This window comes from Xanthobacter sp. YC-JY1, from assembly GCF_021730305.1.
Classification (GTDB): domain Bacteria; phylum Pseudomonadota; class Alphaproteobacteria; order Rhizobiales; family Xanthobacteraceae; genus Xanthobacter; species Xanthobacter flavus.
In genome coordinates this window covers 1,413,170-1,434,359 of the sequence record NZ_CP032674.1, presented here as the reverse complement: position 1 = coordinate 1,434,359, position 21,190 = coordinate 1,413,170, and the positions used below count along the sequence as shown (strand labels likewise).

Here is a 21,190-nt window from a genome sequence, read left to right as displayed (position 1 = left end):
GAACATTCGGTTGGCTCAGCCGACGCGCGCGGCCACACGCGTAGCCACGCGTTCTTGCGCGCGCTCCTGAACGCGGGCGGCCGCATCGCTCCCGCCGGTGTGGGGCACGCGGCCCTCCACCGGGTGGCTGGGGTCGGTGTAGAATTTCGTGGAGACGTGCCCGTCCGGCACGAGGGAGGCCACCAGCGCCTCGTCGGCGGCGGTGAAGCCGTAATCGAGGGCGGCGACGTAGTCGTCCCATTGGGCTTCCGTGCGCGGCCCGGCGATGGCCGAGGTGACGAGGCTGTTGTTCAGCACCCAGGACAACGCGAAGGTCGCCGCCGGAATGCCGGCTTCGGCCGCGTGGCGGGCGATGGCCTCGGCGATGTCGATGGATTCCGCCCGCCACTCGGTCTCCAGAATGCGCCGGTCGCCGCGCCCCGCCCGGCTGTCCGCCGCCGGAGCCGCGCCGGGCACGTATTTGCCGGTGAGCACGCCGCGCGCCAGCGGCGAATAGGTGACCACGCCGAGGCCGTAATGATGGGCGGCGGGAAGCTGCTCCACCTCCGCCGTGCGGTCCACGATGTTGTAGAGCGGCTGGCTGGCGACGGGCCGGTCGATGCCGAACTGGTCCGCGAGATGCGCCACCTCGGCGATGCGCCAGCCGCGGAAGTTGGAGACGCCGAAATAGCGCACCTTCCCCGCCTTCACGAGGTCCGCCACCGCCCGCACCGCCTCGCCGAGCGGCGCGTCGAAGATGGCGCGGTGGAAATAGAGGATGTCGATGTAATCCGTGCCGAGCCGCCTCAGGCTCGCCTCCGCCGCCTCGATGATCCACTTGCGGGAAATGCCCTGCCGGTTCGGCCCCGTGCCGCCGGGATTGGCGAACTTGGTGGCGAGCACATAGGCGTCACGGTCGCCCTTCACCGCGCGGCCGACGATCTCCTCGGTGCGCCCGTTCTGGTAGGCGTCCGCCGTATCGAGGAAGAAGAAGCCCTGCTCCTTCGCCTTGTGGATGATGCGGTGGGACGTGGCCTCGTCGGTGGGCCCGCCGAACATCATGGTGCCCAGCGCCAGCTTGGGCACCTTCAGGCCGCTCTTGCCGAGATAGCGATAGTCCGGCGGCGTCACGGACTTCGCGGGGGGCTGCGGAATGGCGTGGGCGGTCATTGGCGAAATCCTCAGTGAAGCGCCTCTTCGGGCGCGTGATGGCAGGCGACGGCGCGGCCGGCCCCGAGGGGGCGCAGCGCGGGGTCGGATTGGGTGCAGAGGGGCGTCGCCAGCGGGCAGCGCGGATGGAAGCGGCAGCCGGTCGGCACGTTGCGCGCGCTCGGCAGGTCGCCGGAGAGCGGGGCGGCATGGCGCCGCCGCCCGGGCGTCGGCACGGCCTCGATCAGCGCGCGTGTGTAGGGGTGGAGCGGCCGGGCAAAGATGGACTGCCAGGAGCCCGTCTCCACGATGCGACCGAGATACATCACCAGCACCCGGTCGGCGAAATAGCGCACGACAGAAAGATCATGCGAGATGAAGAGATAGGAGAGCCCCAGCTCCGCCTTCAGCCGCGCCAGAAGGTTCAGGATCTGCGCCTGGATGGAGAGGTCGAGGGCCGACACCGGCTCGTCGCAGATGACAAGGCGCGGGGAAAGGATGAGCGCGCGGGCGATGCCGAGGCGCTGGCGCTGGCCGCCGGAAAATTCGTGTGGATAGCGCGTCGGCGCCTCGCGCGGCAGGCCCACCCGCTCCAGCGCATGCCCCGCCGCCTTGAGCCGCTCGCCGCGCGGCACGAGGCCGTGGACCGCCAAAGGCGCGGTGAGGATGTCGGCGATGGACTGGCGCGGGTTGAGCGAGGCGAACGGGTCCTGAAACACGATCTGCGCCTGCCGGCGATAGGCCTTCAGCGGCGCGCCTTCGAGCCCGCCCACATCCATACCGTCGAACACCACCCGGCCGGAGGCGGGGGAGACGAGGCGCATGATGACCTTGGCGAGGGAGGACTTGCCGCAGCCGCTCTCGCCCACGAGGCCCACCGTCTCCCCCGGCTCCACGGCGAAGGACACGCCATCCACCGCGCGCAGCAGGCGCCCGCCGGACTCGTAGCCGGCGTGCAGGTTCTCAACCGAAAGCAAGGGCATGGCGCGCCTCCCTTTGTGCGGCCACCGTGGTGACGGGGCAGGCGACGAGATGGCCGGGCGCCACGGCATCGAGGGCCGGCACGGCGGCGCGGCACAGCGCCCGCGCGTTCGGGCAGCGCGGGGCGAAGGCGCAGCCCTCCTCCCCCGCCGCCGAGGCGATGGAGCCTTCGATCTCCGCCAGCGCGCCGGCCGAATAATGCTGGCCGGCATCCAGCCGGGGCGAGGCGGCGAGCAGGCCGCGCGTGTAGGGGTGCAGCGGCGCGCCGAACAGGGTTTCGAAGGGCGCGTCCTCCACCTTGCGGCCGGCATACATCACCGCCACCCGGTCGGCCCATTCGGCCACCACGCCGAGATCGTGGGTGATGAGCAGGAGGCCCATGGAGAGGTCGCGGCGCAGGGCGTCGAGCAGGTCCAGGACCTGTGCCTGGATGGTCACGTCGAGGGCCGTGGTGGGCTCGTCGGCGATGAGCAGGCGCGGGGCGCAGGCGACCGCGATGGCGATCATCACCCGCTGGCGCATGCCGCCGGAGAGTTCGTGGGGATAGTCCCCCACCCGCCGCCGGGGCTCGGGAATGCGCACGAGGTCGAGCAGTTCCACCGCGCGGGCAAAGGCGGCGCGGCGGGAGAGGCCCTCATGCAGGCGCACCACCTCGGCCACCTGCTGGCCGACGGAGAGCACCGGATTCAGCGAGGTCATGGGCTCCTGGAACACCATGGCGATGTCCCGCCCGCGCACCCGGCGCAGGGCGCGATCGTCCAGCCGCGCGAGGTCGGTAACAGTGCCGTCGCGGCCCCGGAACAGGATCTCTCCGGAGGCGATGCGCGCGGCGTCGGGCAGCAGGCGCATCAGGGCGAGGGCAGTGAGCGACTTGCCGGACCCGCTCTCCCCCACCAGCGCCACCGTCTCCCCCGCCTCCACCGTGAGGGAGAGGCCGCGCACCGGGGTGGCGCGCGGGAAGGCGATGGAGAGGTCGCGCACGTCGATGAGCGGCGCCATTCACCCCTCCCCGCCGAGGCGCGGATTGAGCGCCTCGTTGAGCCCGTCGCCGATGAGGTTCAGCGACAGAACGGTGAGCACGATGGCGACGCCCGGCACGGCGCTGAGGTACCAGGCCGTGCGCAGGAGATCGCGGCCGGTGCCGATCATGGAGCCCCAGCTCACCACGTTGGGATCGCCCAGCCCCATGAAGGAGAGCGCGCTTTCCATGAGGATGGCGGTGGCCACCGTGACCGAGGCGAGCACGATCACCGGCGGCAGGGCATTGGGCAGGATCTCACGGAAGATGATGCGCCCATGCCCGAAGCCCAGCGCCCGCGCGGCGGCGACGAAATCCTTCTCCTTGATGGCGCGGAACTGCGCCCGCACCAGCCGCGCCACCTGCGGCCACGACACCGCCGCGATGGCGAGCGCGATGGCCGGCACCGAGGGCTGGGCGATGGCCACCAGCACGATGAGCAGGATGAAGCCCGGCACCGTCTGGAAGATCTCGATGAGCTTGGAGAGCACATCGTCCACCACGCCGCCGAAATAGCCCGCCGTGGCGCCCACCAGAATGCCGGCAAGGAGCCCCGCCAACGTGGCGCAGGCGCCCACCAGCAGGCTCACCCGCGCGCCGTGGACGAGCCCGGCCAACACGTCGCGCCCCAGCGCGTCGGTGCCCAGCGGAAAGCGCGGGTTCTGGCCCGGCCACTGCAAGGGCCGCCCGGCCATCTCCAGCGGATCGTCGGGGAAGAGAACGGGGGCGGCCAGCGCCGCCCCCACCACGACGGCGAGGATGAGGAGGCCCGCCACCGCAGTGGGATTGGACAGGAACACGAGCAGCGCATGGCGCCGGCCCACGGGCGCCAATCGCGCCACGTCCGCCGTCACGGTGCGCGCGGCATCCGGCGCATGGACGTTGGGCCAGAACTCCGGCTCGGTCGGCGTGGCGGGCGCTCGCTCGGCGCCCAGCGCCGCGGCCGCCGCGCGGTCCTCGGCGTCTGCGGCGAGGGATTTTGCGGCGAGGGCGCCGGCGGGGAAGGTGTCGGTGCCGTGCATCAGCGCACCTCGATGCGCGGATCGAGCCACGCCTGGAGGATGTCGATGGCCGCGTTCACCGCCACCACCAGCAGCGACGACAAAAGCAGGATGCCGAGCAGCACATGGAAGTCCCGCCCCATCACCGCTTCGTAGGCGAGCCGTCCGAGGCCGGGCCAGCTGAACACCGTCTCCACCACCACCGCTCCGCCCATCAGCCCGGCGAGATGGATGCCGGCCATGGTGGTGACGGGGATGAGCGCGTTGCGCAGCACGTGGTCCCGGGTGACAGCGAAGGGCGAGAGGCCCTTGGCGCGGGCGGTGCGCACGTGGTCCTGCGTGCGCACCTCGATCATGTCGTCGCGGGTGAGGCGGGCGTAGATGGCCACGTAGAAGAGCGCGAGGGAGAGCGCCGGCAGGATCTGGTAGCGTGCCCGGTCCAGCACCGCCTCCCATCCGGTGAGGTTCGCGCCGATGGTCTCGGCCCCGCCGGTGGGCAGCCAGCCGAGCTTCACCGAGAACAGGACGATGAGCATCAGCCCGATCCAGAAGCTCGGGATGGAATAGAACAGCAGCGCGACGACGCTCAGCACCCGGTCCGTAGGCCGCCCGGCGAAGCTGGCCATCAGCGCGCCCAGCGTGATGCCGATGACGAGCGCGAACACGAGGGCGAGGCCCATCAGGCTCAAAGTATTGGGCAGCCGGGCGGCGATCAGCTCCGCCACCGGCTGGTTGTAGCGCGGCGAGACGCCGAGGCTGAAATGGGCGAGGTTGGAGAGATAGCCGCCGAGCTGCTCCAGCACCGGCAGGTCCAGCCCGAACTTGGATTTCAGCGCGGCGAGCGTCTCCACCGTCGCTGCCCCCGCCTCGCCCGCGAGAGCGTCGGCGGCATCGCCCGGGGTCAGGCGCAGCAGGAAGAAGTTGAGGATGAGGATGCCGATGACGGTCGGCACCGCCTGCAGCGCGGTGCGCCGCACGGCTTTGAGGATGCGGGGCAGACGGCGCGTGGTCATTTCTCGATCCACACGTCGGCGAAGGAAGCATCGACGCCGGTGACGCCGATGGTGTGGTTCTTCACCTTCTTGTTGAAGATGGTGACGCCGTCGGTGGCGATGAGGCCGAGGGCGGCGACGTCCGCATAGACCACCTTCTGGAAATCGAGCCACAGCTGGCGGCGCTTGGCCGGATCCGGCTCGATGGCCGCCGCCTCCAGCAGCCGGTCCACCTCCGGATTGGCGTAGTGGGAGGCGTTGGAGAAGGGCAGGCCCACGCGGAAATTCTTCGACCAGAGCGTGCGCTGCACGCCGAGGGTGGGGTCGAACAGGTTCTGCAGGGATTCCAGCGTCAGGTCGAAGTCACGGCCGGTATAGGTCTTCTGGATGTAGGTGGAGAAATCGAAGAACTGGAAGTCCACGGCGATGCCGACCTTCGCCAGCGCCTGCTTGACGAAATCGCCCGCCGCCTGGGTGTTGAAGGGGTTGGCATAAAGCTTCAGCGCAAAGCGCGTGCCGTCCGCCTTGCGCGGATAGCCGGCCTCGTCCAGCAGACGGTTGGCGGCCTTGAGGTCGAAGCCGTAGGGCTCGAGCGCGGGGTCGTAGAAGGCCTTCAGCTTGGGGCTGATGACCGAGGGCGCGACCTTGCCGTAGCCGTAATAGACCACGTCCAGCAGCTTCTGCTGGTCGATGGCGTGGGCGATGGCGAGGCGCACCCGCTTGTCCTGCAGGATGGGCCGCTCGAAGTTGAAATAGAGCTGGGTCATCCGCCCGGCATATTCATAGCCGCGCGTCTCGGCGCCGATCCCCGGCAGAGCGGAGACGCGGGCGAGGTCCGCATAGGGCACGGGCGGGCCGCCGGCGAGATCGAGCTCGCCCGCCTCGAACGCCGCCGAGCGCGCGCTCTGGTCGGCGATGAAGCGCACCACGATCCGGTCCAGATAGGGCTTGCCCTTGTCCCAGTAATCGGGGTTGCGCTCCAGGATGATGTGGCTGCCCCGCACCCATTCCTTGAAGAGGAACGGGCCGGTGCCGATGGGCGCCGCGCCGTTCTTGTTGGTGAGCGGATCGGTCCCCGCATAAATGTGCTTCGCCACGATGGGGGATTCATTGGCATCGAGCGCGGTGAGGAGATAGGGCGCCGGCTTCGACAGGCGGATGATCGCGGTGTGGGGATCGGGCGTCTCCACCGCCGTCACCGAGGCGAAGGTGGCGCGGCCGCGCGGGTGGCCTTCCTTCAGGAGCTGGATGGAATAGGCGACGTCATCAGCGGTGAAGTTCCGCCCGTCATGCCACTTCACCCCCTCGCGCAGCTTGAAAATGTAGGTCAGCCCGTCCGGGCTCACGCTCCACTCGGTGGCCAGCGCGGGCTGGGGGTTGAAGTCGAGATCGTAGGTGAGGAGGCCCTCCGTCACCTTGGGCGACACGCGCTGGGTCGGCCCCGCCGTGTGGGCGATGGTCACCAGCGTGGATGGCTCGTGCTCCACCAGGAAGCGCAGCACGCCGCCGCGCACCGGCTGGGAGGCGGGCTGGGCATCCGCTGCAAAGGCGGGCGCTCCCGCCGCCGCGCCCAGCACGCACGCAGCCGCCAGAAGCCCCTTCAGGACCGCCCGGCGCGGGCGCGAGGCGAGGGACAGGTCTGCGTCAGCGGGCGGGGCCATGCCGGGTCTCCTTCGATGGGGGATCGCGATGCGGGGGATCGCGAGGCCCAACGATATGGCCGGGGTCCGGGGCGTCAATTATTTTTTTAATAAAATCTATAAAAAAGATAGAATATAGTCCGTCGAGACGCGCCGGAGGACCATCCGGCGCGACCGGCCGCGCCACGACCGGGAGCCCAACCGCCTGCCACGAAAGGAAAACCGATGCCGAGCGCCGCGCCCGTCCCCTCCCGCGAAAGCGGATTCGCCGACCTGGCGCCGCGCCATATCGCCGTGCATCCGCTCACCGGCCATATCGGCGCGGAGATCGAGGCGCCGGACCTGTCCCGTCCGCTGTCGCCGGAAGTGGTGGACGAGATCTGCGCCGCGCTTCTCAAGTGGAAGGTGGTGTTCTTCCGCGACCAGCTGCTGAGCCATGCCGAGCATGTGGCGCTGGCCTCGGCCTTCGGCGCGCCCACCATCGGCCATCCCGTGTTCGGCTTTGTCGAGGGCTACCCGCAGGTCTATTCCATCGGCCGCGACCGGTTCGCCACGCGCCACACCGGCGAGCCGCTGATCCGCCCCTGGACCGGCTGGCACACGGACGTGACCGCCGCGGTGAACCCGCCCGCCGCCTCCATCCTGCGCGGCGTGACCATTCCGCCTTATGGCGGCGACACCTTCTGGACCAACCTCGCTGTCGCCTATGAGGCGCTCTCCCCCACTTTGCGCGGCTTCGTCGACACGCTGCGCGGCATCCACGCCTTCGCCCCGCCCGAGGGCCAGGCCGGCACCGCCGATTTCAAGGAGAAGAACCGCCGCCGTCCGCTGGTGAGCGAGCACCCGCTGGTGCGCGTCATCCCGGAGACGGGCGAGCGGGTGCTGTTCGTCAGCCCCTCCTTCCTCAAGAGCATCACCGGCCTCACCCCGCGCGAGAGCCAGCAGCTGCTGGACCTGCTGTTCGAGCACATCACGCGGCCGGAATTCACCGTGCGCTTCCGCTGGCGGCCGGGCTCCATCGCCTTCTGGGACAACCGCACCACCGCCCACCTCGCCCCGCGCGACATCTATTCCCTCGACTTCGACCGCCAGCTCTATCGCATCACCCTCAAGGGCGACGTGCCGGTGGGCGTGGATGGGCGCCCCTCCAGCATCATCGAGGGCGAGCCGCTGGAGGCCTTCACCGCCGGCACCGCCTGACCCTCCCGTCTTTCTCTTCCTCCCCGCCTTCCGGGCCTGCGCGACACCCGCGCGGCCCCGCCTTTTTCATCAGCCCGGATGCCCCAACCCATGAGTGCCGCCCAATGAGCCGCGACTTCCTCATCCTCCTCGCCCCCGGTTTCACCGATCCGCAGAAGCCCGGCCGGCGCTACTTCTGCCCGGACTGCAACCAGATCGAGGGGGTGCTCGCGAGCAGTCCGGGCCTCGCCAGCCGCATCACCGTGAAGCGCGTGTCCTTCCTGCGGCCGCGGGCCGAGGTGGTGGCGCTGCTCGGGCCGGACAATCAGGGCCTGCCCGTCCTCATCCTCGGCGACGCGGCGCCCCTCCCGGCGGATGCGCAGGCCTATGGCACCTACCGCTTCGTCACCGACACCCGCCGCATCCTGGAACTGATCGCCGAGCGCCACGGCGTCCCCTTCCCGCATTGACGCGCCCATCCGGCGCGGTCACCTTCCGCGCCGTTCCCTCCTGCGGATTTCCATTTCCCCATGCTTGATTATCGCCCCCTCGGGCGCACCGGCATCTCGGTGTCGTCCATCGCGCTCGGCACCATGACCTTCGGCGAGCAGAACACCGAGGCCGAGGGCCACGCCCAGCTCGACGTCGCCCGCGACCGCGGCATCAATCTCATCGACGCCGCCGAGCTCTATCCCATCCCGCCCAAGGCCGAGACGCAGGGCGCCACCGAGCGCATCATCGGCTCCTGGCTGAAGGCGCGCGGCGGCCGCGACAAGGTGGTGATCGCCACCAAGGTGGTGGGCCGCTCGGACGCCACCTATTTCCGCGCCGACGGCAGCACCACACGGCTCGATGCGAAGAACATCAACGAGGCCGTCGAAGGCTCGCTGAAGCGCCTCGGTACCGACTATATCGACCTCTACCAGCTCCACTGGCCCGATCGCGCCGTGCCCCTGTTCGGCCAGCGCGCCACCACCCGCGCGCGGGGCGGCGGCGACGGCCCGGAGGTGGCGATCGAAGAGACACTGGTGGCCCTCGATGCGCTGGTGAAGGCCGGGAAGGTGCGCCATATCGGCCTCTCCAACGAGACCGCCTGGGGCCTGTCCGCCTTCCTCGCCGCGGCGGAAAAGGGCATCGGCCCGCGCGTCGTCTCGGTGCAGAACGCCTACAACCTCGTGAACCGCGTCTACGAGACCGGCCTTGCCGAATTCCACCAGCGCGAGGACGTGGGCCTGCTCGCCTATTCACCGCTGGCGCAGGGCTTTCTCACCGGCAAGTATCTCGACGGCGCCCTGCCCGCCGGCGCCCGCAAGACGCTGTTCAACCGCGCCCAGCGCTACGAGAAGCCCGGCACGGAAGAGGCGGTGCGCGCCTATGTGGCGCTGGCGCGGGAGGTGGGCCTGAGCCCGGCGCAGCTCGCCCTCGCCTTCGTCACCAGCCGGCCGTTCGTGACCTCCAACATCATCGGCGCCACCACCCTCGCGCAGCTGGAGGAGGATCTCGGCGCGCTCGACGTGACCCTGACGCCGGAGATCGAGGACCGCATCGACGCCCTGCACCAACTGCACGGAAACCCCGCGCCCTGAACGGCCCGCGCCGCCGGCCCGGATGCGGCCGGCGGTGCATCTGGCTCGGCCTGCACGATATTTCTATTAAATTTATAGACAAACTTATTTACGGTCGTAGAGTAGCCGGCACCGATTGGCCGGCCCCGTTTCCAATGTGAGTCCCCGGCCGGTCTCCGCCCTTCGGGAGAGACGCCATGGCCCCACGCCAGCTGCACATGAACGTCAACACCCTCAATGCCGGCTTCTACAGCTCGGCCTGGCGTGCGCCGTCGTCCGATCCCCGCGCCTATGCCGACATCGGCCATTATGTGAAGGTCGCCCAGATCGCCGAGCGCGGCACCTTCGACGCCATCTTCCTCGCCGACGTGCCGGCCTTCTCCGACCGGCCGGACCTGCGCCCCTTCCAGGCGCTGGAGCCGACCATCGTGCTGGCGCACGTCGCCGCCGCCACCGAGCATCTGGGCCTGATCGGCACCGCCTCCACCAGCTTCAACGACCCCTACAATCTCGCCCGCCGCTTCGCCTCCCTCGACATCGCCAGCAATGGCCGTGTGGGCTGGAACATCGTCACCACCGCCGATGCCTCAGCCGCGCGCAATTTCGGCACCGACGAGTTGGAGGCCCATGCCAATCGCTACGAGCGGGCCGACGAATTCGCCGACGTGGTGACGGCCCTGTGGGACAGCTGGGAGGACGACGCCTTCGTCGGCGACAAGGCCACCGGCCGATTCATCGACACCGCCAAGGTCCACCCCATCGAGCATCGCGGCCGGCACTTTTCGGTGCGCGGGCCGCTCAACGTGCCGCGCTCGGTGCAAGGCCGGCCGGTGCTGGTGCAGGCGGGCGGATCGGCGGACGGCATCCGCCTCGCCGCGCGGCATGCGGAAGCCATTTTCTCCGTCGCCCATACGCTGGAAGAGGCGCTGGCCTTCTCGGGCTCGGTGCGCACCCAGGCCCGCACCTTCGGCCGCAGCGGCGACGACATCGTGATCCTGCCCGGCCTTGCCACCATCATCGGCTCCACCGAGGCCGAGGCGCGCCGCCGCGAGGAGGAATTGTGGGCGCTCACTCCCGGCGATTACGGGCTGCGCCGCGTCGCCGGCATCCTCAAGGTGGACCCCGCCTCCCTCGACCTAGACGGCCCGCTGCCTGACGTGGCGCGCCCGGTGGATGGGATGCAGACCTTCTTCGACGCTTTGGTGGGCGCGGCCGACCGCGAGAAGCTCACCGTGCGCCAGCTCATCCGCCGCTTCGGCGGCTCCACCGGCCACCGCGTCATCGTCGGCACGCCGGAGGCCATCGCCGACGACATCGAGGCCTGGTTCACCGCCGGCGCCGTGGACGGCTTCAACCTGATGCCTGACGTGCTCCCCGAGGGCCTTGAAGTCTTCGTCGATCACGTGGTGCCGCTGCTGCGCAAGCGCGGGCTGTTCCGCACCCATTATTCCGGCCGGACGCTGCGGGAGCATTTCGGCCTGCCCCGCCCCGCCAGCCGCTTCGCCCCCGGCACGGCGGTCTCCGCGCCGCGTGTCGCCGCCGGCCGCTGAGCTACCCTTCATCCCGAGGATCCATCCGTCCATGAGCCAGATCGAAGACGCCTGGGGCGCCGGCCCCACCGACCGGTACGAGGAACTCGCCAGCCGGTTCCGCCCCATCTTCCGCGACATCCGCGACAGCGCGGTGGAGCGCGAGCAGACCCACCGCCTGCCCCGCGCCGAGATCGCCGCCCTGAAGGAGGCCGGCTTCACCACCCTGCGCCTGCCCAAGGACGAAGGCGGCTTCGGCGCCACCTTGCCCGAGCTGTTCAACCTGCTGATCGAGCTGTCCGAGGCGGACAGCAACGTCACCAATGCGCTGCGCGCCCATTTCGGCTTCACCGAGGAGGTGCTGAACTCGCCCTTCAAGGACTATCGCGACCGCTGGGTGAAGCGCATCGCCGCCAAGCAGACCTCGGGCAGCGGCTTCACCGAGGGGGCGGACAATGCGGTCGGCCACTTCAACACCCGCATCGTGCGCGACGGCGACCGGCTGCGCCTCGACGGCCAGAAATTCTACACCACCGGCTCCCTGTTCGCCGACTGGATCAATCTCGGCGCCGAGGATGAGGAGGGCAATTTCATCCTCGCCCAGGTGCCCACCGGCGCGCCCGGCGTGAGCATCGTGGACGACTGGGACGGCTTCGGCCAGCAGCTCACCGCCTCCGGCACGGCCAAGTTCGACAACGTCACCCTCTCCGACGACCTCATCAATCCGCAGCGCAAGCGCTTCCGCTATTCGGTCGCCTTCTACCAGCTCGTCCACCTCGCTACCCTCGCCGGCATCGGCCGCGCGGCGGCGGGCGACGTGGCGCGGCTCGTCTCGGCGCGCAAGCGCGTGTTCAGCCACGGCAATGCCGACCGCGCGGGCGCCGATCCCCAGATCCTCCAGATCGTTGGCAAGGTGCGCGCCAGCGCCTACGGGGCCGGCGCGGTGGTGCTGAAGGCGGCCGAGGCGCTGCAGCGGGCCTATGACACCCGCGAGCGGGAGACATCCGAGGGGCAGGACCTTTCGGTGGCCGTGGCGGACCTCGAGGTGAACCAGGGCGTCACGGTGGTGACCTCCCTCATCCTCGATGCCACCTCCCATTTGTTCGACGCGCTGGGCGCCTCTTCGGCGCGGCGCGGCGTGGGCCTCGACCGCCACTGGCGCAACGCCCGTACCCTCTCCTCCCACAATCCGCGCGTCTACCGCGAGCGCATCGTCGGCGACTTCGCGGTGAACGGCACCTGGCCCCCCGGCCCCTACCGCGTCGGCGACGGCATCGCCGCCAAGGCTGGCTGACCGCTCCCGCAACAGGACAAGACCATGACCACGCCCGCCACCCCCGACATCAACGCCCTCGCCCGCCTTGCCGCACAGGCTCAGGCCGATCTCGCCCGCATCGGCGAGACCGGCACGGACTGGGTGCCTCCGGCCGAGGGCATCGACCACAATGTGGTGGTGGTGGGCGCCGGCCAGAGCGGCCTTTCCGCCGCCTTCGGCCTCCGGCGCGCCGGCATCGGCCGCGTCAGTGTCGTCGATGCCGCGCCGGCCGGCCATGAAGGCATCTGGCGCGGCCCCGCGCGCATGACCATCCTGCGCACCCCCAAGGTGCCGCCGGGTCCGGAGCTGGGCCTGCCCAGCCTCTCCTTCCAGGCCTGGTACGAGGCGGCCTATGGGGTCGAGGCCTACGCCACGCTGCCGACCGTGCCGCGTGAAATCTGGGCGGACTATGTGGCGTGGTTCCGCTCGGCGTCCGCCGTCGAGGTGCGCAATGGCGTCACCCTGGCGCGGGTGGAGCCGCAGGAGGGGCGGCGAAAGGAAGGGGGGCTGCGGCTCCACTTCACGGCGGAAGGGAAGACCTTCACCGAGACCACCCGCAAGCTGGTGCTCGCCACCGGCATCGCCGGCTCGGGCGGCCCCTTCATTCCCGATGTGGTCGCCGGCCTGCCCGGCCACCTTTACGCCCACACCCACGCCTTCGACCCGAAGGCCCTTGCCGGCCGGCGCGTCGCCATCCTCGGCTCGGCGGCCTCCGCCTTCGATGCGGCGGGCGCGCTGCTGGAGGCCGGCGCGGGGGTGGTGGACCTGTTCTCCCGCGGCGCGGACCTCGCCCGCGGCTCGGCCATGAAGCCCTTCGGCTTCTTCGGGGCGTGGGAGCATTTCCATGCGCTGCCCGATGCCGACCGCTGGGCGGTGATGGCCCATTTCCGTCGCCGGGCCTCCTTCCCGCCACCGGCGGCGGTGAAGCGGGCGGTGGCCCATGCCAACTTCCGCATCCACCTCGACGCCGGCTGGAACGCGGCCACGCCCCACGGGGACGGCGTGCGCATCACGCTGAATTCGGGCGCGACCTTCGACGCCGACTTCATCCTGCTCGGCACCGGCTATCAGGCCGACGCCCGCCTCTATCCGCCCTTCGCCGATTTCGCTCCCTCAATCGCCCGCTGGGCGGACAAGGTGGCGGTGGACGAGGCCGACGCCGCGCTCGCCAGCGCACCCTATCTCGGCCCGGCCTTCGAGCTGGTGGAGCGCGAGCCGGGCGCCGCGCCCTTCCTCGCCGACATCCACTTCCTCGCCTTCTCGGCCATGACCAGCACCGGGCGCCCGGTGGGCGACATTGCGAGCCTGCGCCACAACATCCCGCGCGCGGTGGCCGCCATCGGCCGTGACCTGTTCGTCGCCGACCGCGCGAAGCACCTCGCCCGCTTCCTCGCCCCGGTGGGCACCGACGACCTGCCGCGCGACCTCTATGCCGGCGCCCTCGCCGCCGGCGACGCTTTGGCCGCCGCCGAATGAGCCGCTGCCGCAGGTTCTGATCCCCTGCCGCCCCGGCCATTGCGCCGGGGCGGGGCATCCGCAGCGACGCCCTTTCGCTGGCATTCGCCGGCCCGCGCCCTATTCTCTGCCCTGCCCGCCGCACGAATCCGGGACGACAGGGACGAGATGCGAGACTTCCGCTGCCTTTACCGCCACGATTTCCTGCGCATCGCCGCCTGCGTGCCGCGCGCGGCCGTGGCCGACCCCGATTTCGCCGTGCGCGAGACGCTGGAAATGGCCGCGAAGGGTCATGAGGACGGCGTCGCCTTGATGCTCTTCCCGGAGCTGGGCCTGTCCTCCTACGCCATCGACGATCTGCTCTTCCAGACACCGCTGCTCGACGCGGTGGAAACGGCTTTGGAGACGCTGGTCGCCGCCTCGCAGGATCTCTCGCCGGTGCTGGCGGTGGGCGCGCCGCTGCGGCACCAGGGCCGGCTCTACAACACGGCGGTGGTGATCCATGGCGGCGCCATCCTCGGCGTGGTGCCGAAGAGCTACCCGCCCAATTATCGCGAGTTCTACGAGCGCCGCCACTTCGCCCCCGGCCTCGACGAGCATGACGGCTTCATCGAACTGTGCGGGGCGGAGGTGCCGTTCGGCGTCGACCTGCTGTTCCGCTCGGAAGGCGAGGTGCCCTTCACCTTCCATGTGGAGATCTGCGAGGACGTGTGGGTGCCCCTGCCACCCTCTACGCGGGCCGCGCTCGCCGGGGCGGAAGTGCTGCTGAACCTCTCCGCCAGCAACATCACCATCGGCAAGGCGGAATCCCGCCGCCTGCTGTGCGGCGGCCAATCCGCCCGCTGCATCGCCGCCTATGCCTATTCGGCGGCGGGGCCGGGGGAATCCACCACCGATCTCGCCTGGGACGGCCACGCCGCCATCTTCGAATATGGCGACACCCTCGCGGAGGCCGAGCGCTTCGCCCCCGGCGCCACCATGGCGGTGGCGGATATCGATCTCGGCCGCCTGCGGCAGGAGCGCATGCGGGTCAACACCTTCGGGGAGTGCGCGCGGCTGGAGCGCGACCGCGCCCCGCCCTTCCGCACCGCCCATTTCGCCTACGAGCCGCCCGCCGAGCCCGTGCGCCTTCAGCGCGACGTGGCGCGCTTCCCCTTCGTGCCCAACGATCCGGCGCGGCTGCGCGAAGACTGCTACGAGGCCTACAACATCCAGGTGCAGGGCCTCGCCCAGCGCCTCGCCTCCACCGGCATGTCGCGGGTGGTCATCGGCGTGTCGGGCGGCCTTGATTCCACGCAGGCGCTCATCGTCGCCGTGCGCGCCATGGACCGCTGCGGCCATCCCCGCTCCAACGTGCTGGCCTATACCCTGCCGGGCTTCGCCACCTCCGACGAGACCAAGGGCAATGCCTGGGCGCTGATGCGCGCGCTCGGCGTCAGCGCGGAGGAAATCGACATCCGCCCCGCCGCGCGGCAGATGCTGGCCGATCTCGGCCACCCCTTCGCGGAGGGCCGGGCGGCCTATGACGTCACCTTCGAGAATGTTCAGGCGGGCCTGCGGACCGACTATCTCTTCCGCCTCGCCAACCACCATCGCGGTCTCGTGGTGGGCACCGGCGACCTCTCCGAGCTGGGGCTCGGCTGGTGCACCTATGGCGTCGGGGACCAGATGTCCCACTACAACGTCAACGCCTCCGTGCCGAAGACTCTCATCCAGCACCTCATCCGCTTCGTCGCCGCCTCCGGCGACGTGAGCGAAGAGACGGCCAGCATCCTCCACGCCATCCTCGCCACCGAGATCTCGCCGGAGCTGGTGCCGGCCACCGAGGGCGGCACCATCCAGTCCACCCAGAGCATCATCGGCCCCTACCCGCTCCAGGACTTCACGCTCTTCTATTTGACCCGCTACGGCTTTCCGCCGTCCAAGATCGCCTTCCTCTCGGAGCACGCCTGGGCGGATGCCGAAAAGGGGCGCTGGCCGCAGGGCATCCCGGCGGGGGAGAAGCGGGCCTACGACCTCGCCGAAATCCGCAAATGGATGAGGGTGTTCCTCTCGCGCTTCTTCACCAGCCAGTTCAAGCGCTCGGCGCTCCCCAACGGGCCGAAGATCTCCTCAGGCGGCTCCCTCTCCCCCCGCGGCGACTGGCGCCAGCCCTCCGACAGCGGCCCCGGCCTGTGGCTGGCGGAGCTGGAGCGCAACGTGCCGGAAGCCTGAGACATCCCCGCCGGCCGCGGCGCAGCCCCCCGCGCACCCTCAAGTTGAGGCACCGGGGCGCACACGCGCGCCCCATTTCAAGGCTGGTTGTTTTCGCATTTTGCGATGAATTTGTTGAGACTCCTCAATAGTTTATGGCGCGCTGGGGCTCACTTTGAGCTTCATTCCAGACCGCACCGGGCTATCGTGGGATTGCCCGCTTCGGTTCGCGGGCCGTCTCGGGGAGGGCCGCATGGCAACCATCTCGATTACCTGGTCGTGGGGCGCGCACGACACCGTCGATTTCGACCCGGCAACCGATATCCTCGACTTCGGTTGGATGAGCGCCGACAACGTGACCATCTCGGAGGTCGACGGCTCGGTGGTGATCTCCATCGCCGGCAACAACCACAGCTACACGCTGGAAGGCGTCACGCTGGCGGATCTCTCCATCGCCAATATCACCGGCAATGACCCCTCCATCTTCACCGAATGGAGCGCGGCGCTGCCGGCCGTCCATACCGTCACCGGCGGGACAACCGTGGACATCGCCATCGCGCGCGGCACCGATACGATCCTGGCGTTCGACCCCCAGCACGACGTGCTCGATTTCGCCGGCCTTTCCGCATCCGACATTGGCATCGCCGAGGCGAACGGCTCGGTGGTGATCTTCCTGCCGAAGTATCAGCAGACCTACATCCTTGAAGGCGTCAGCCTCGCGGACCTGTCGCTCTCCAACATCAAGGGCGACGACAGCGCCCTCCTCGCCGAATGGAGCGCCGCGCTCAACGCGGCCGACGACCATGCCGTCGCTTCGATTGCCGCGAGGTCCTCGGTGGCCGCCGCGGATGCGGGCACCACCTACAGCGTCGGCTGGCAGTGGGACACGCAGCAGGTCATCCACTTCGACCCGGCGCAGGACAAGCTCGATTTCGGCTGGCTGCTGCCGCAGGACTTCTCCCTCGCCGAGGTGAACGGCTCCCTGGTCATCATCCTCGCCGTCAACCAGCAGACCATCACGCTCGAGGGCGTCACCCTCGCCGACCTCTCCCCCGACGATATCGTCGCCAAGACCAGCCTCCTGACCGACTCCTGGGCCGAGGCCATCGCCGAGGCGAAAGGCGAGACGCCGGGAGACGCCGGCAGCGGAACGGACACCAACCTCCAGGTGATCGAGGCGCCGGACTGGTCCGCCGACACGGTCTATACGGCGGGCGACCAGGTGACGGTCGGCCATGTGGTCTATGAAGCCAAATGGTGGACCCTCGCCAGCAATCCCGAGACCGACAACGGCGCCGTCGGCTCCGGCCATGTGTGGACCCGGATCGGCTATTCAGACCTGACCCCCGTCGTCGCCGAAGCGCCGGACGATTTTCACGCCGCCACCACCACCGACAGCTCCGTCACCCTCACGTGGGATGCGGCCGACGTGCTCGGGGTGGGCACCGTCTCGGGCTATGCCATCTATGAGGACGGCACACTGGTCGGCACCACGTCGGAGCGCAGCTTCAAGGTGTCGGGGCTTTCGGCCGACACCACCTACAGCTTCAGCATCGTCGCCCTGGACGAGGCCGGCGCCTCGCAGGCTTCGACACCGCTCTCCGTCACCACCGATGCCGCGGGCAGCCAAGCGACCGATGGGCAGGTGTTCTCGCCGTATGTGGACCTGTCCGTGGTGTCCGGTTCGGATGACCTGCTGCAGCAGGTGACCGATGCCGGCATCACCTCCCTCACGCTCGCCTTCGTGGTCGGCACCGGGGACAACCAGATCGGCTGGGCCGGCCTCGGTGCCGACGGCACGCTCGCCGACGGCAGTTCCATCGCATCCATGGTCGATCAGCTGCAGGCGAACGGGGTCGACCTGACTATCTCCTTCGGCGGCGGCCATGCGGAAGAGCCGGCGCTCTATTTCACTGACGCCACGGCGCTTGCCGCCGCCTACCAGTCGGTGATCGACACCTATGGCGTCACCTCCCTCGACTTCGACATCGAGGGCGATGCCCTCACCAACACCGCCGCCAATACCCTGCGCAACGAAGCCTTGGCGGCGCTGGAGGCGGCCAATCCGGACCTTTCCGTCTCCTTCACCCTGCCGGTGCTACCCACGGGCCTCACCCAGGACGACCTCGACCTGCTCGCCGCGGCCCATGCCGCGGGCGTCGAGATCGACACCGTCAACATCATGGTGATGAACTTCGGCGAGGCGCACGATTCCGGCGACATGGGGCAGGATGCCATCGACGCCGCCGAGGCCACCATCGCCCAGCTCCATGCCCTCGGCATCGACGCCAAGGTGGGCATCACCCCCATGGTGGGCATCAACGACGTGCAGAGCGAGGTCTTCACCCTGCAGGACGCCCAGCAGCTGGTGGATTTCGCGGATGGCAACGACCACATTGCCTCGCTGGCCATGTGGTCTCTCGGCCGCGACCATGGCGATGCGCCGGGCCACGTGACCTACGACAACAGCGGCGTGGCACAGCACGACTGGGACTTCGCCAAAATCTTCGCGACGGTGTGATCCTGGCGACGGTCTGATCGTCGCGGAACACCGCCTACGGCGTCTCGAACACCCGCCCTTCGCCATCGCCCTCACTGCGGGCGGGGCGGGGGGCGACCGTGCGGCGGAAGGCGGCGGGGGTGGCGCCGAAGCGGGCCTTGAAGGCACGGCCGAAATGGGAGCCGTCGGCAAAGCCGAGGTCGGCGGCAATGCGGGCGGCGGAGAAGCGCGTGTTGGCGAGCATCCAGCGCGCATGGCGCAGGCGCAGCGCCAGATAGCTTTCCTGCGGGCTCTCGCGCAGGCGATCCGCGAACAGCCGTTCCAGCTGCCGCACGCCGACGCCGAGGGCGTCCGCAATATCGGCGATGGCCAGCGGCTCCGCGAGGTTCTGCTCCATGAGAAGCAGTGCCCGCGAGACGCGCGCATCATCCACCGTCCCCTCGGCGAGGCGCGGGGCGGGCTGGGCGCTCTCGGCCGCGCGGGGGCGGTCGATGAGCAGGATGTTCAGCGCCTTCTGGGCCGTGGCGGCGCCGAGATGCTCGGTGACGAGGCGGGCGGCAAGGTCCGCGACGCCCGCGCCGCCCGAGCAGGTGATGCGGTCACCATCCACCACGAACAACTGGTCCGCCACCGGCACGAGGGTGGGGAACTCATCGAGGAAATCGCGGTAGTGATACCAGCTCACGCAGCATTTGCGCTGCGCCATGAGCCCCAGCCGGCACAGGAGGAACGAGCCGGTGCACACGCCGATGAGGGGCAGGCCCGCCGCTGCCGCACGCTTGAGATACTCCCCCACGGGATCGCTGCGCGCCGGCACCCCGCGCAGCAGCCCGCCGACCACCACGATATAGTCGAACCCCCTGGGGTCCATCAGGTCCGAGGTGGGCTGGATGTCGATGCCGCAGGAGGAGCGCGCCGGCCGCAGATGCGGGCTCATCACCTGCCAGGAGCAGTCGATGGGGCGGGAGCGGTCGCCCTTGTCGCCGGCAAGGCGCAGCACGTCCACGAAGCTGGAAAACGCCGTCAGCGTGAAATTGGGCAGCAGCACGAACCCCACCCTGAGCTTGGCGGACGGCGCGGGGCGGGCGGTGGAGACGTGTCGCATCTGTTCCAGACGAAAGTCGCACGGGGTCGAGCGGGCGCCCCCGCCGGCAGGCATCATCAAGCTTCGCCCCGCCTTGGGGGCGGGTCAAGTGATGCGCGACAAGTATTTGAAAAAACGATAGAATAATCGCGCCGTTCCCGGAGGGAGACGGATGACCAGCGTGTTCGACCTGTTCAAGATCGGCATCGGGCCGTCCTCGTCCCACACCGTGGGGCCGATGGTGGCGGCGCGCCGCTTCCGGGAGGCGCTGCCGGCCCGAACCGCCCGCATCACCGCCGAGCTGTTTGGCTCGCTCGCCTGGACCGGCAAGGGCCACGGTTCCAACCGGGCCATCGCGCTGGGCCTCATGGGCGCGCGGCCGGAGACTTTGGACCCGGACGACGTACCGGCGCTGGTGGCCCGGCTCTTCATCCGCAAGTCCATCGAGGTCAATGGCGCGCGGATCGCGTTCGATCCCGAGGCCGACCTGATCTTCGATTTCGACACGCTGATGCCGCTGCATTCCAACGCCATGCGCTTCCGCGCCTTGGCGGAGGACGGTGCGCTGCTCGATGAACGGATCTTCTATTCCGTCGGCGGCGGCTTCGTGGTGGCGGAGGGAGAGCCGCGCGAGCCGGAGCCGGTGGAGGTGCCCCACCCCTTTGCCACGGCATCCGAGCTGCTCTCCGCCTGCGCCCGCACCGGCCTCACCATCGCCGGCTTGCAGATGGCCAATGAATGCGCCCTGCGTCCGGCGGAAGAGGTTGAGGAACGGCTGGATGCCATCCTCGCCGCCATGTTCGCGTCCATCGATCGCGGCCTCGCGCAGGAGGGCACCCTGCCCGGCAGCCTGCGCGTGCGCCGGCGGGCCAAGGCCATCCGCGACCAGCTGGAGGCGGACCGGCTCGCCAATCGCCGGCCGCCGCACGAAATCATGGATTGGGTCTCCGTCTTCGCCATGGCGGTGAACGAGGAGAATGCCGCCGGCGGGCGCATCGTCACCGCCCCCACCAATGGCGCGGCGGGCATCGTGCCGGCGCTGTTGCGCTATGTGCGCGACATCTGCCCCGACACCACCCACGCCCAGCTGCGCGACTTCCTGCTCACCGCCGCGGCAGTGGGCGCGCTCATCAAGCGCAACGCCTCCATCTCCGGTGCGGAGGTGGGCTGCCAGGGAGAGGTGGGCTCGGCTGCCGCCATGGCCGCTGCGGGGCTCGCCTCAGTTCTGGGGGCGAGCCCGGCGCAGATCGAGAACGCCGCCGAGATCGCCATGGAGCACCATCTCGGCATGACGTGCGACCCCATCGGCGGGCTGGTGCAGATCCCCTGCATCGAGCGCAACGCCTTCGGCGCCAACAAGGCCATCGCCGCCGCCTCCCTCGCGCTCCGGGGCGACGGGGTGCACCTCGTCTCGCTGGATCAGGTCATCGAGACCATGCGCCAGACGGGGGCGGACATGCAGTCCAAATACAAGGAGACCTCGCAGGGAGGTCTCGCGGTGAACGTCCCGGAATGCTGAGGCGCCGCCCACTTCCCGTGCGGGAGAGGGGTGCTCACGCCCTTTGCCATGACGCCCGGAAGACCGGGGAAAGCCCCCTCATCCCCGCCCC

General features: G+C 69.7%; 16 protein-coding genes. 9 read left to right on the top strand and 7 right to left on the bottom strand.

The window, feature by feature from the left end:
* Positions 1 to 15: 15 nt before the first annotated feature.
* Genes D7006_RS06700 through D7006_RS06675 form a run of 6 tightly spaced genes read right to left on the bottom strand, consistent with a single transcriptional unit; the run spans position 16 to position 6,781 of the window.
* A complete protein-coding gene (locus D7006_RS06700; protein WP_237356017.1) occupies positions 16 to 1,149 on the bottom strand; it encodes an aldo/keto reductase in 1,134 nt (377 codons plus the stop codon).
* A gap of 11 nt (positions 1,150 to 1,160) precedes the next feature.
* Complete coding sequence (locus D7006_RS06695) at positions 1,161 to 2,111, bottom strand: ABC transporter ATP-binding protein (RefSeq protein WP_237356016.1); 951 nt, start codon at positions 2,109 to 2,111, stop codon at positions 1,161 to 1,163.
* Complete coding sequence (locus tag D7006_RS06690) at positions 2,092 to 3,108, bottom strand: ABC transporter ATP-binding protein (RefSeq protein WP_237356015.1); 1,017 nt, start codon at positions 3,106 to 3,108, stop codon at positions 2,092 to 2,094. The genes D7006_RS06695 and D7006_RS06690 overlap by 20 nt, the downstream gene beginning before the upstream one ends.
* Complete coding sequence (locus D7006_RS06685; RefSeq protein ID WP_237356014.1) at positions 3,109 to 4,149, bottom strand: ABC transporter permease; 1,041 nt, start codon at positions 4,147 to 4,149, stop codon at positions 3,109 to 3,111. It lies immediately after the preceding gene.
* Positions 4,149 to 5,141 (bottom strand): ABC transporter permease, encoded by a 993-nt coding sequence (locus D7006_RS06680; protein WP_237345994.1) that lies wholly within the window; start codon positions 5,139 to 5,141, stop codon positions 4,149 to 4,151. The genes D7006_RS06685 and D7006_RS06680 overlap by 1 nt, the downstream gene beginning before the upstream one ends.
* A complete protein-coding gene (locus D7006_RS06675; protein ID WP_237356013.1) occupies positions 5,138 to 6,781 on the bottom strand; it encodes an ABC transporter substrate-binding protein in 1,644 nt (547 codons plus the stop codon). Before D7006_RS06675 ends, D7006_RS06680 begins: the two co-directional genes overlap by 4 nt.
* 204 nt (positions 6,782 to 6,985) lie before the next feature.
* On the opposite strand from D7006_RS06675, the gene D7006_RS06670 reads away from it, so the two are divergent.
* The 8 genes from D7006_RS06670 (at position 6,986) to D7006_RS06635 (ending at position 18,517) form a co-directional block, all read left to right on the top strand.
* The gene (locus D7006_RS06670) at positions 6,986 to 7,960 is read left to right on the top strand and encodes a TauD/TfdA family dioxygenase (RefSeq protein ID WP_237356012.1); all 975 of its coding nucleotides are present in this window, start codon (positions 6,986 to 6,988) and stop codon (positions 7,958 to 7,960) included.
* Between the two features lie 104 nt (positions 7,961 to 8,064).
* Positions 8,065 to 8,409, top strand: coding sequence for a DUF3088 domain-containing protein (locus tag D7006_RS06665; protein WP_237356011.1), 345 nt, complete (start codon positions 8,065 to 8,067; stop codon positions 8,407 to 8,409).
* Between the two features lie 60 nt (positions 8,410 to 8,469).
* Positions 8,470 to 9,525, top strand: coding sequence for an aldo/keto reductase (locus D7006_RS06660; RefSeq protein WP_237356010.1), 1,056 nt, complete (start codon positions 8,470 to 8,472; stop codon positions 9,523 to 9,525).
* Positions 9,526 to 9,701: 176 nt separating this feature from the next.
* Complete coding sequence (locus D7006_RS06655) at positions 9,702 to 11,054, top strand: LLM class flavin-dependent oxidoreductase (protein WP_237356009.1); 1,353 nt, start codon at positions 9,702 to 9,704, stop codon at positions 11,052 to 11,054.
* A 31-nt stretch (positions 11,055 to 11,085) separates the two neighbouring features.
* Complete coding sequence (locus tag D7006_RS06650; RefSeq protein WP_237356008.1) at positions 11,086 to 12,327, top strand: acyl-CoA dehydrogenase family protein; 1,242 nt, start codon at positions 11,086 to 11,088, stop codon at positions 12,325 to 12,327.
* A 24-nt stretch (positions 12,328 to 12,351) separates the two neighbouring features.
* Complete coding sequence (locus D7006_RS06645; protein WP_237356007.1) at positions 12,352 to 13,824, top strand: FAD-dependent oxidoreductase; 1,473 nt, start codon at positions 12,352 to 12,354, stop codon at positions 13,822 to 13,824.
* 147 nt (positions 13,825 to 13,971) lie between these two features.
* A complete protein-coding gene (locus D7006_RS06640) occupies positions 13,972 to 16,017 on the top strand; it encodes an NAD(+) synthase (protein WP_237356006.1) in 2,046 nt (681 codons plus the stop codon).
* Between the two features lie 232 nt (positions 16,018 to 16,249).
* Positions 16,250 to 18,517 (top strand): fibronectin type III domain-containing protein, encoded by a 2,268-nt coding sequence (locus D7006_RS06635; RefSeq protein ID WP_237356005.1) that lies wholly within the window; start codon positions 16,250 to 16,252, stop codon positions 18,515 to 18,517.
* 34 nt (positions 18,518 to 18,551) lie between these two features.
* On the opposite strand, the gene D7006_RS06630 is transcribed toward D7006_RS06635, so the two are convergent.
* Positions 18,552 to 19,601, bottom strand: coding sequence for a GlxA family transcriptional regulator (locus tag D7006_RS06630; RefSeq protein ID WP_229645404.1), 1,050 nt, complete (start codon positions 19,599 to 19,601; stop codon positions 18,552 to 18,554).
* Positions 19,602 to 19,752: 151 nt separating this feature from the next.
* On the opposite strand from D7006_RS06630, the gene D7006_RS06625 reads away from it, so the two are divergent.
* Entirely contained in the window at positions 19,753 to 21,099 is a 1,347-nt protein-coding gene (locus D7006_RS06625; RefSeq protein WP_237356004.1) for an L-serine ammonia-lyase, read from the top strand.
* Positions 21,100 to 21,190 lie beyond the last annotated feature (91 nt).

What these genes read in the sequence shown, in the direction of transcription:
- D7006_RS06630 (WP_229645404.1), bottom strand. Translation starts at nt 19,601, where the DNA reads ATGCGACACGTCTCCACCGCCCGCCCCGCGCCGTCCGCCAAGCTCAGG.
- D7006_RS06640 (WP_237356006.1), top strand. Translation starts at nt 13,972, where the DNA reads ATGCGAGACTTCCGCTGCCTTTACCGCCACGATTTCCTGCGCATCGCC.
- D7006_RS06690 (WP_237356015.1), bottom strand. Translation starts at nt 3,108, where the DNA reads ATGGCGCCGCTCATCGACGTGCGCGACCTCTCCATCGCCTTCCCGCGC.
- D7006_RS06675 (WP_237356013.1), bottom strand. Translation starts at nt 6,781, where the DNA reads ATGGCCCCGCCCGCTGACGCAGACCTGTCCCTCGCCTCGCGCCCGCGC.
- D7006_RS06625 (WP_237356004.1), top strand. Translation starts at nt 19,753, where the DNA reads ATGACCAGCGTGTTCGACCTGTTCAAGATCGGCATCGGGCCGTCCTCG.
- D7006_RS06670 (WP_237356012.1), top strand. Translation starts at nt 6,986, where the DNA reads ATGCCGAGCGCCGCGCCCGTCCCCTCCCGCGAAAGCGGATTCGCCGAC.
- D7006_RS06700 (WP_237356017.1), bottom strand. Translation starts at nt 1,149, where the DNA reads ATGACCGCCCACGCCATTCCGCAGCCCCCCGCGAAGTCCGTGACGCCG.
- D7006_RS06645 (WP_237356007.1), top strand. Translation starts at nt 12,352, where the DNA reads ATGACCACGCCCGCCACCCCCGACATCAACGCCCTCGCCCGCCTTGCC.
- D7006_RS06685 (WP_237356014.1), bottom strand. Translation starts at nt 4,149, where the DNA reads ATGCACGGCACCGACACCTTCCCCGCCGGCGCCCTCGCCGCAAAATCC.
- D7006_RS06665 (WP_237356011.1), top strand. Translation starts at nt 8,065, where the DNA reads ATGAGCCGCGACTTCCTCATCCTCCTCGCCCCCGGTTTCACCGATCCG.
- D7006_RS06680 (WP_237345994.1), bottom strand. Translation starts at nt 5,141, where the DNA reads ATGACCACGCGCCGTCTGCCCCGCATCCTCAAAGCCGTGCGGCGCACC.
- D7006_RS06650 (WP_237356008.1), top strand. Translation starts at nt 11,086, where the DNA reads ATGAGCCAGATCGAAGACGCCTGGGGCGCCGGCCCCACCGACCGGTAC.
- D7006_RS06655 (WP_237356009.1), top strand. Translation starts at nt 9,702, where the DNA reads ATGGCCCCACGCCAGCTGCACATGAACGTCAACACCCTCAATGCCGGC.
- D7006_RS06695 (WP_237356016.1), bottom strand. Translation starts at nt 2,111, where the DNA reads ATGCCCTTGCTTTCGGTTGAGAACCTGCACGCCGGCTACGAGTCCGGC.
- D7006_RS06635 (WP_237356005.1), top strand. Translation starts at nt 16,250, where the DNA reads ATGGCAACCATCTCGATTACCTGGTCGTGGGGCGCGCACGACACCGTC.
- D7006_RS06660 (WP_237356010.1), top strand. Translation starts at nt 8,470, where the DNA reads ATGCTTGATTATCGCCCCCTCGGGCGCACCGGCATCTCGGTGTCGTCC.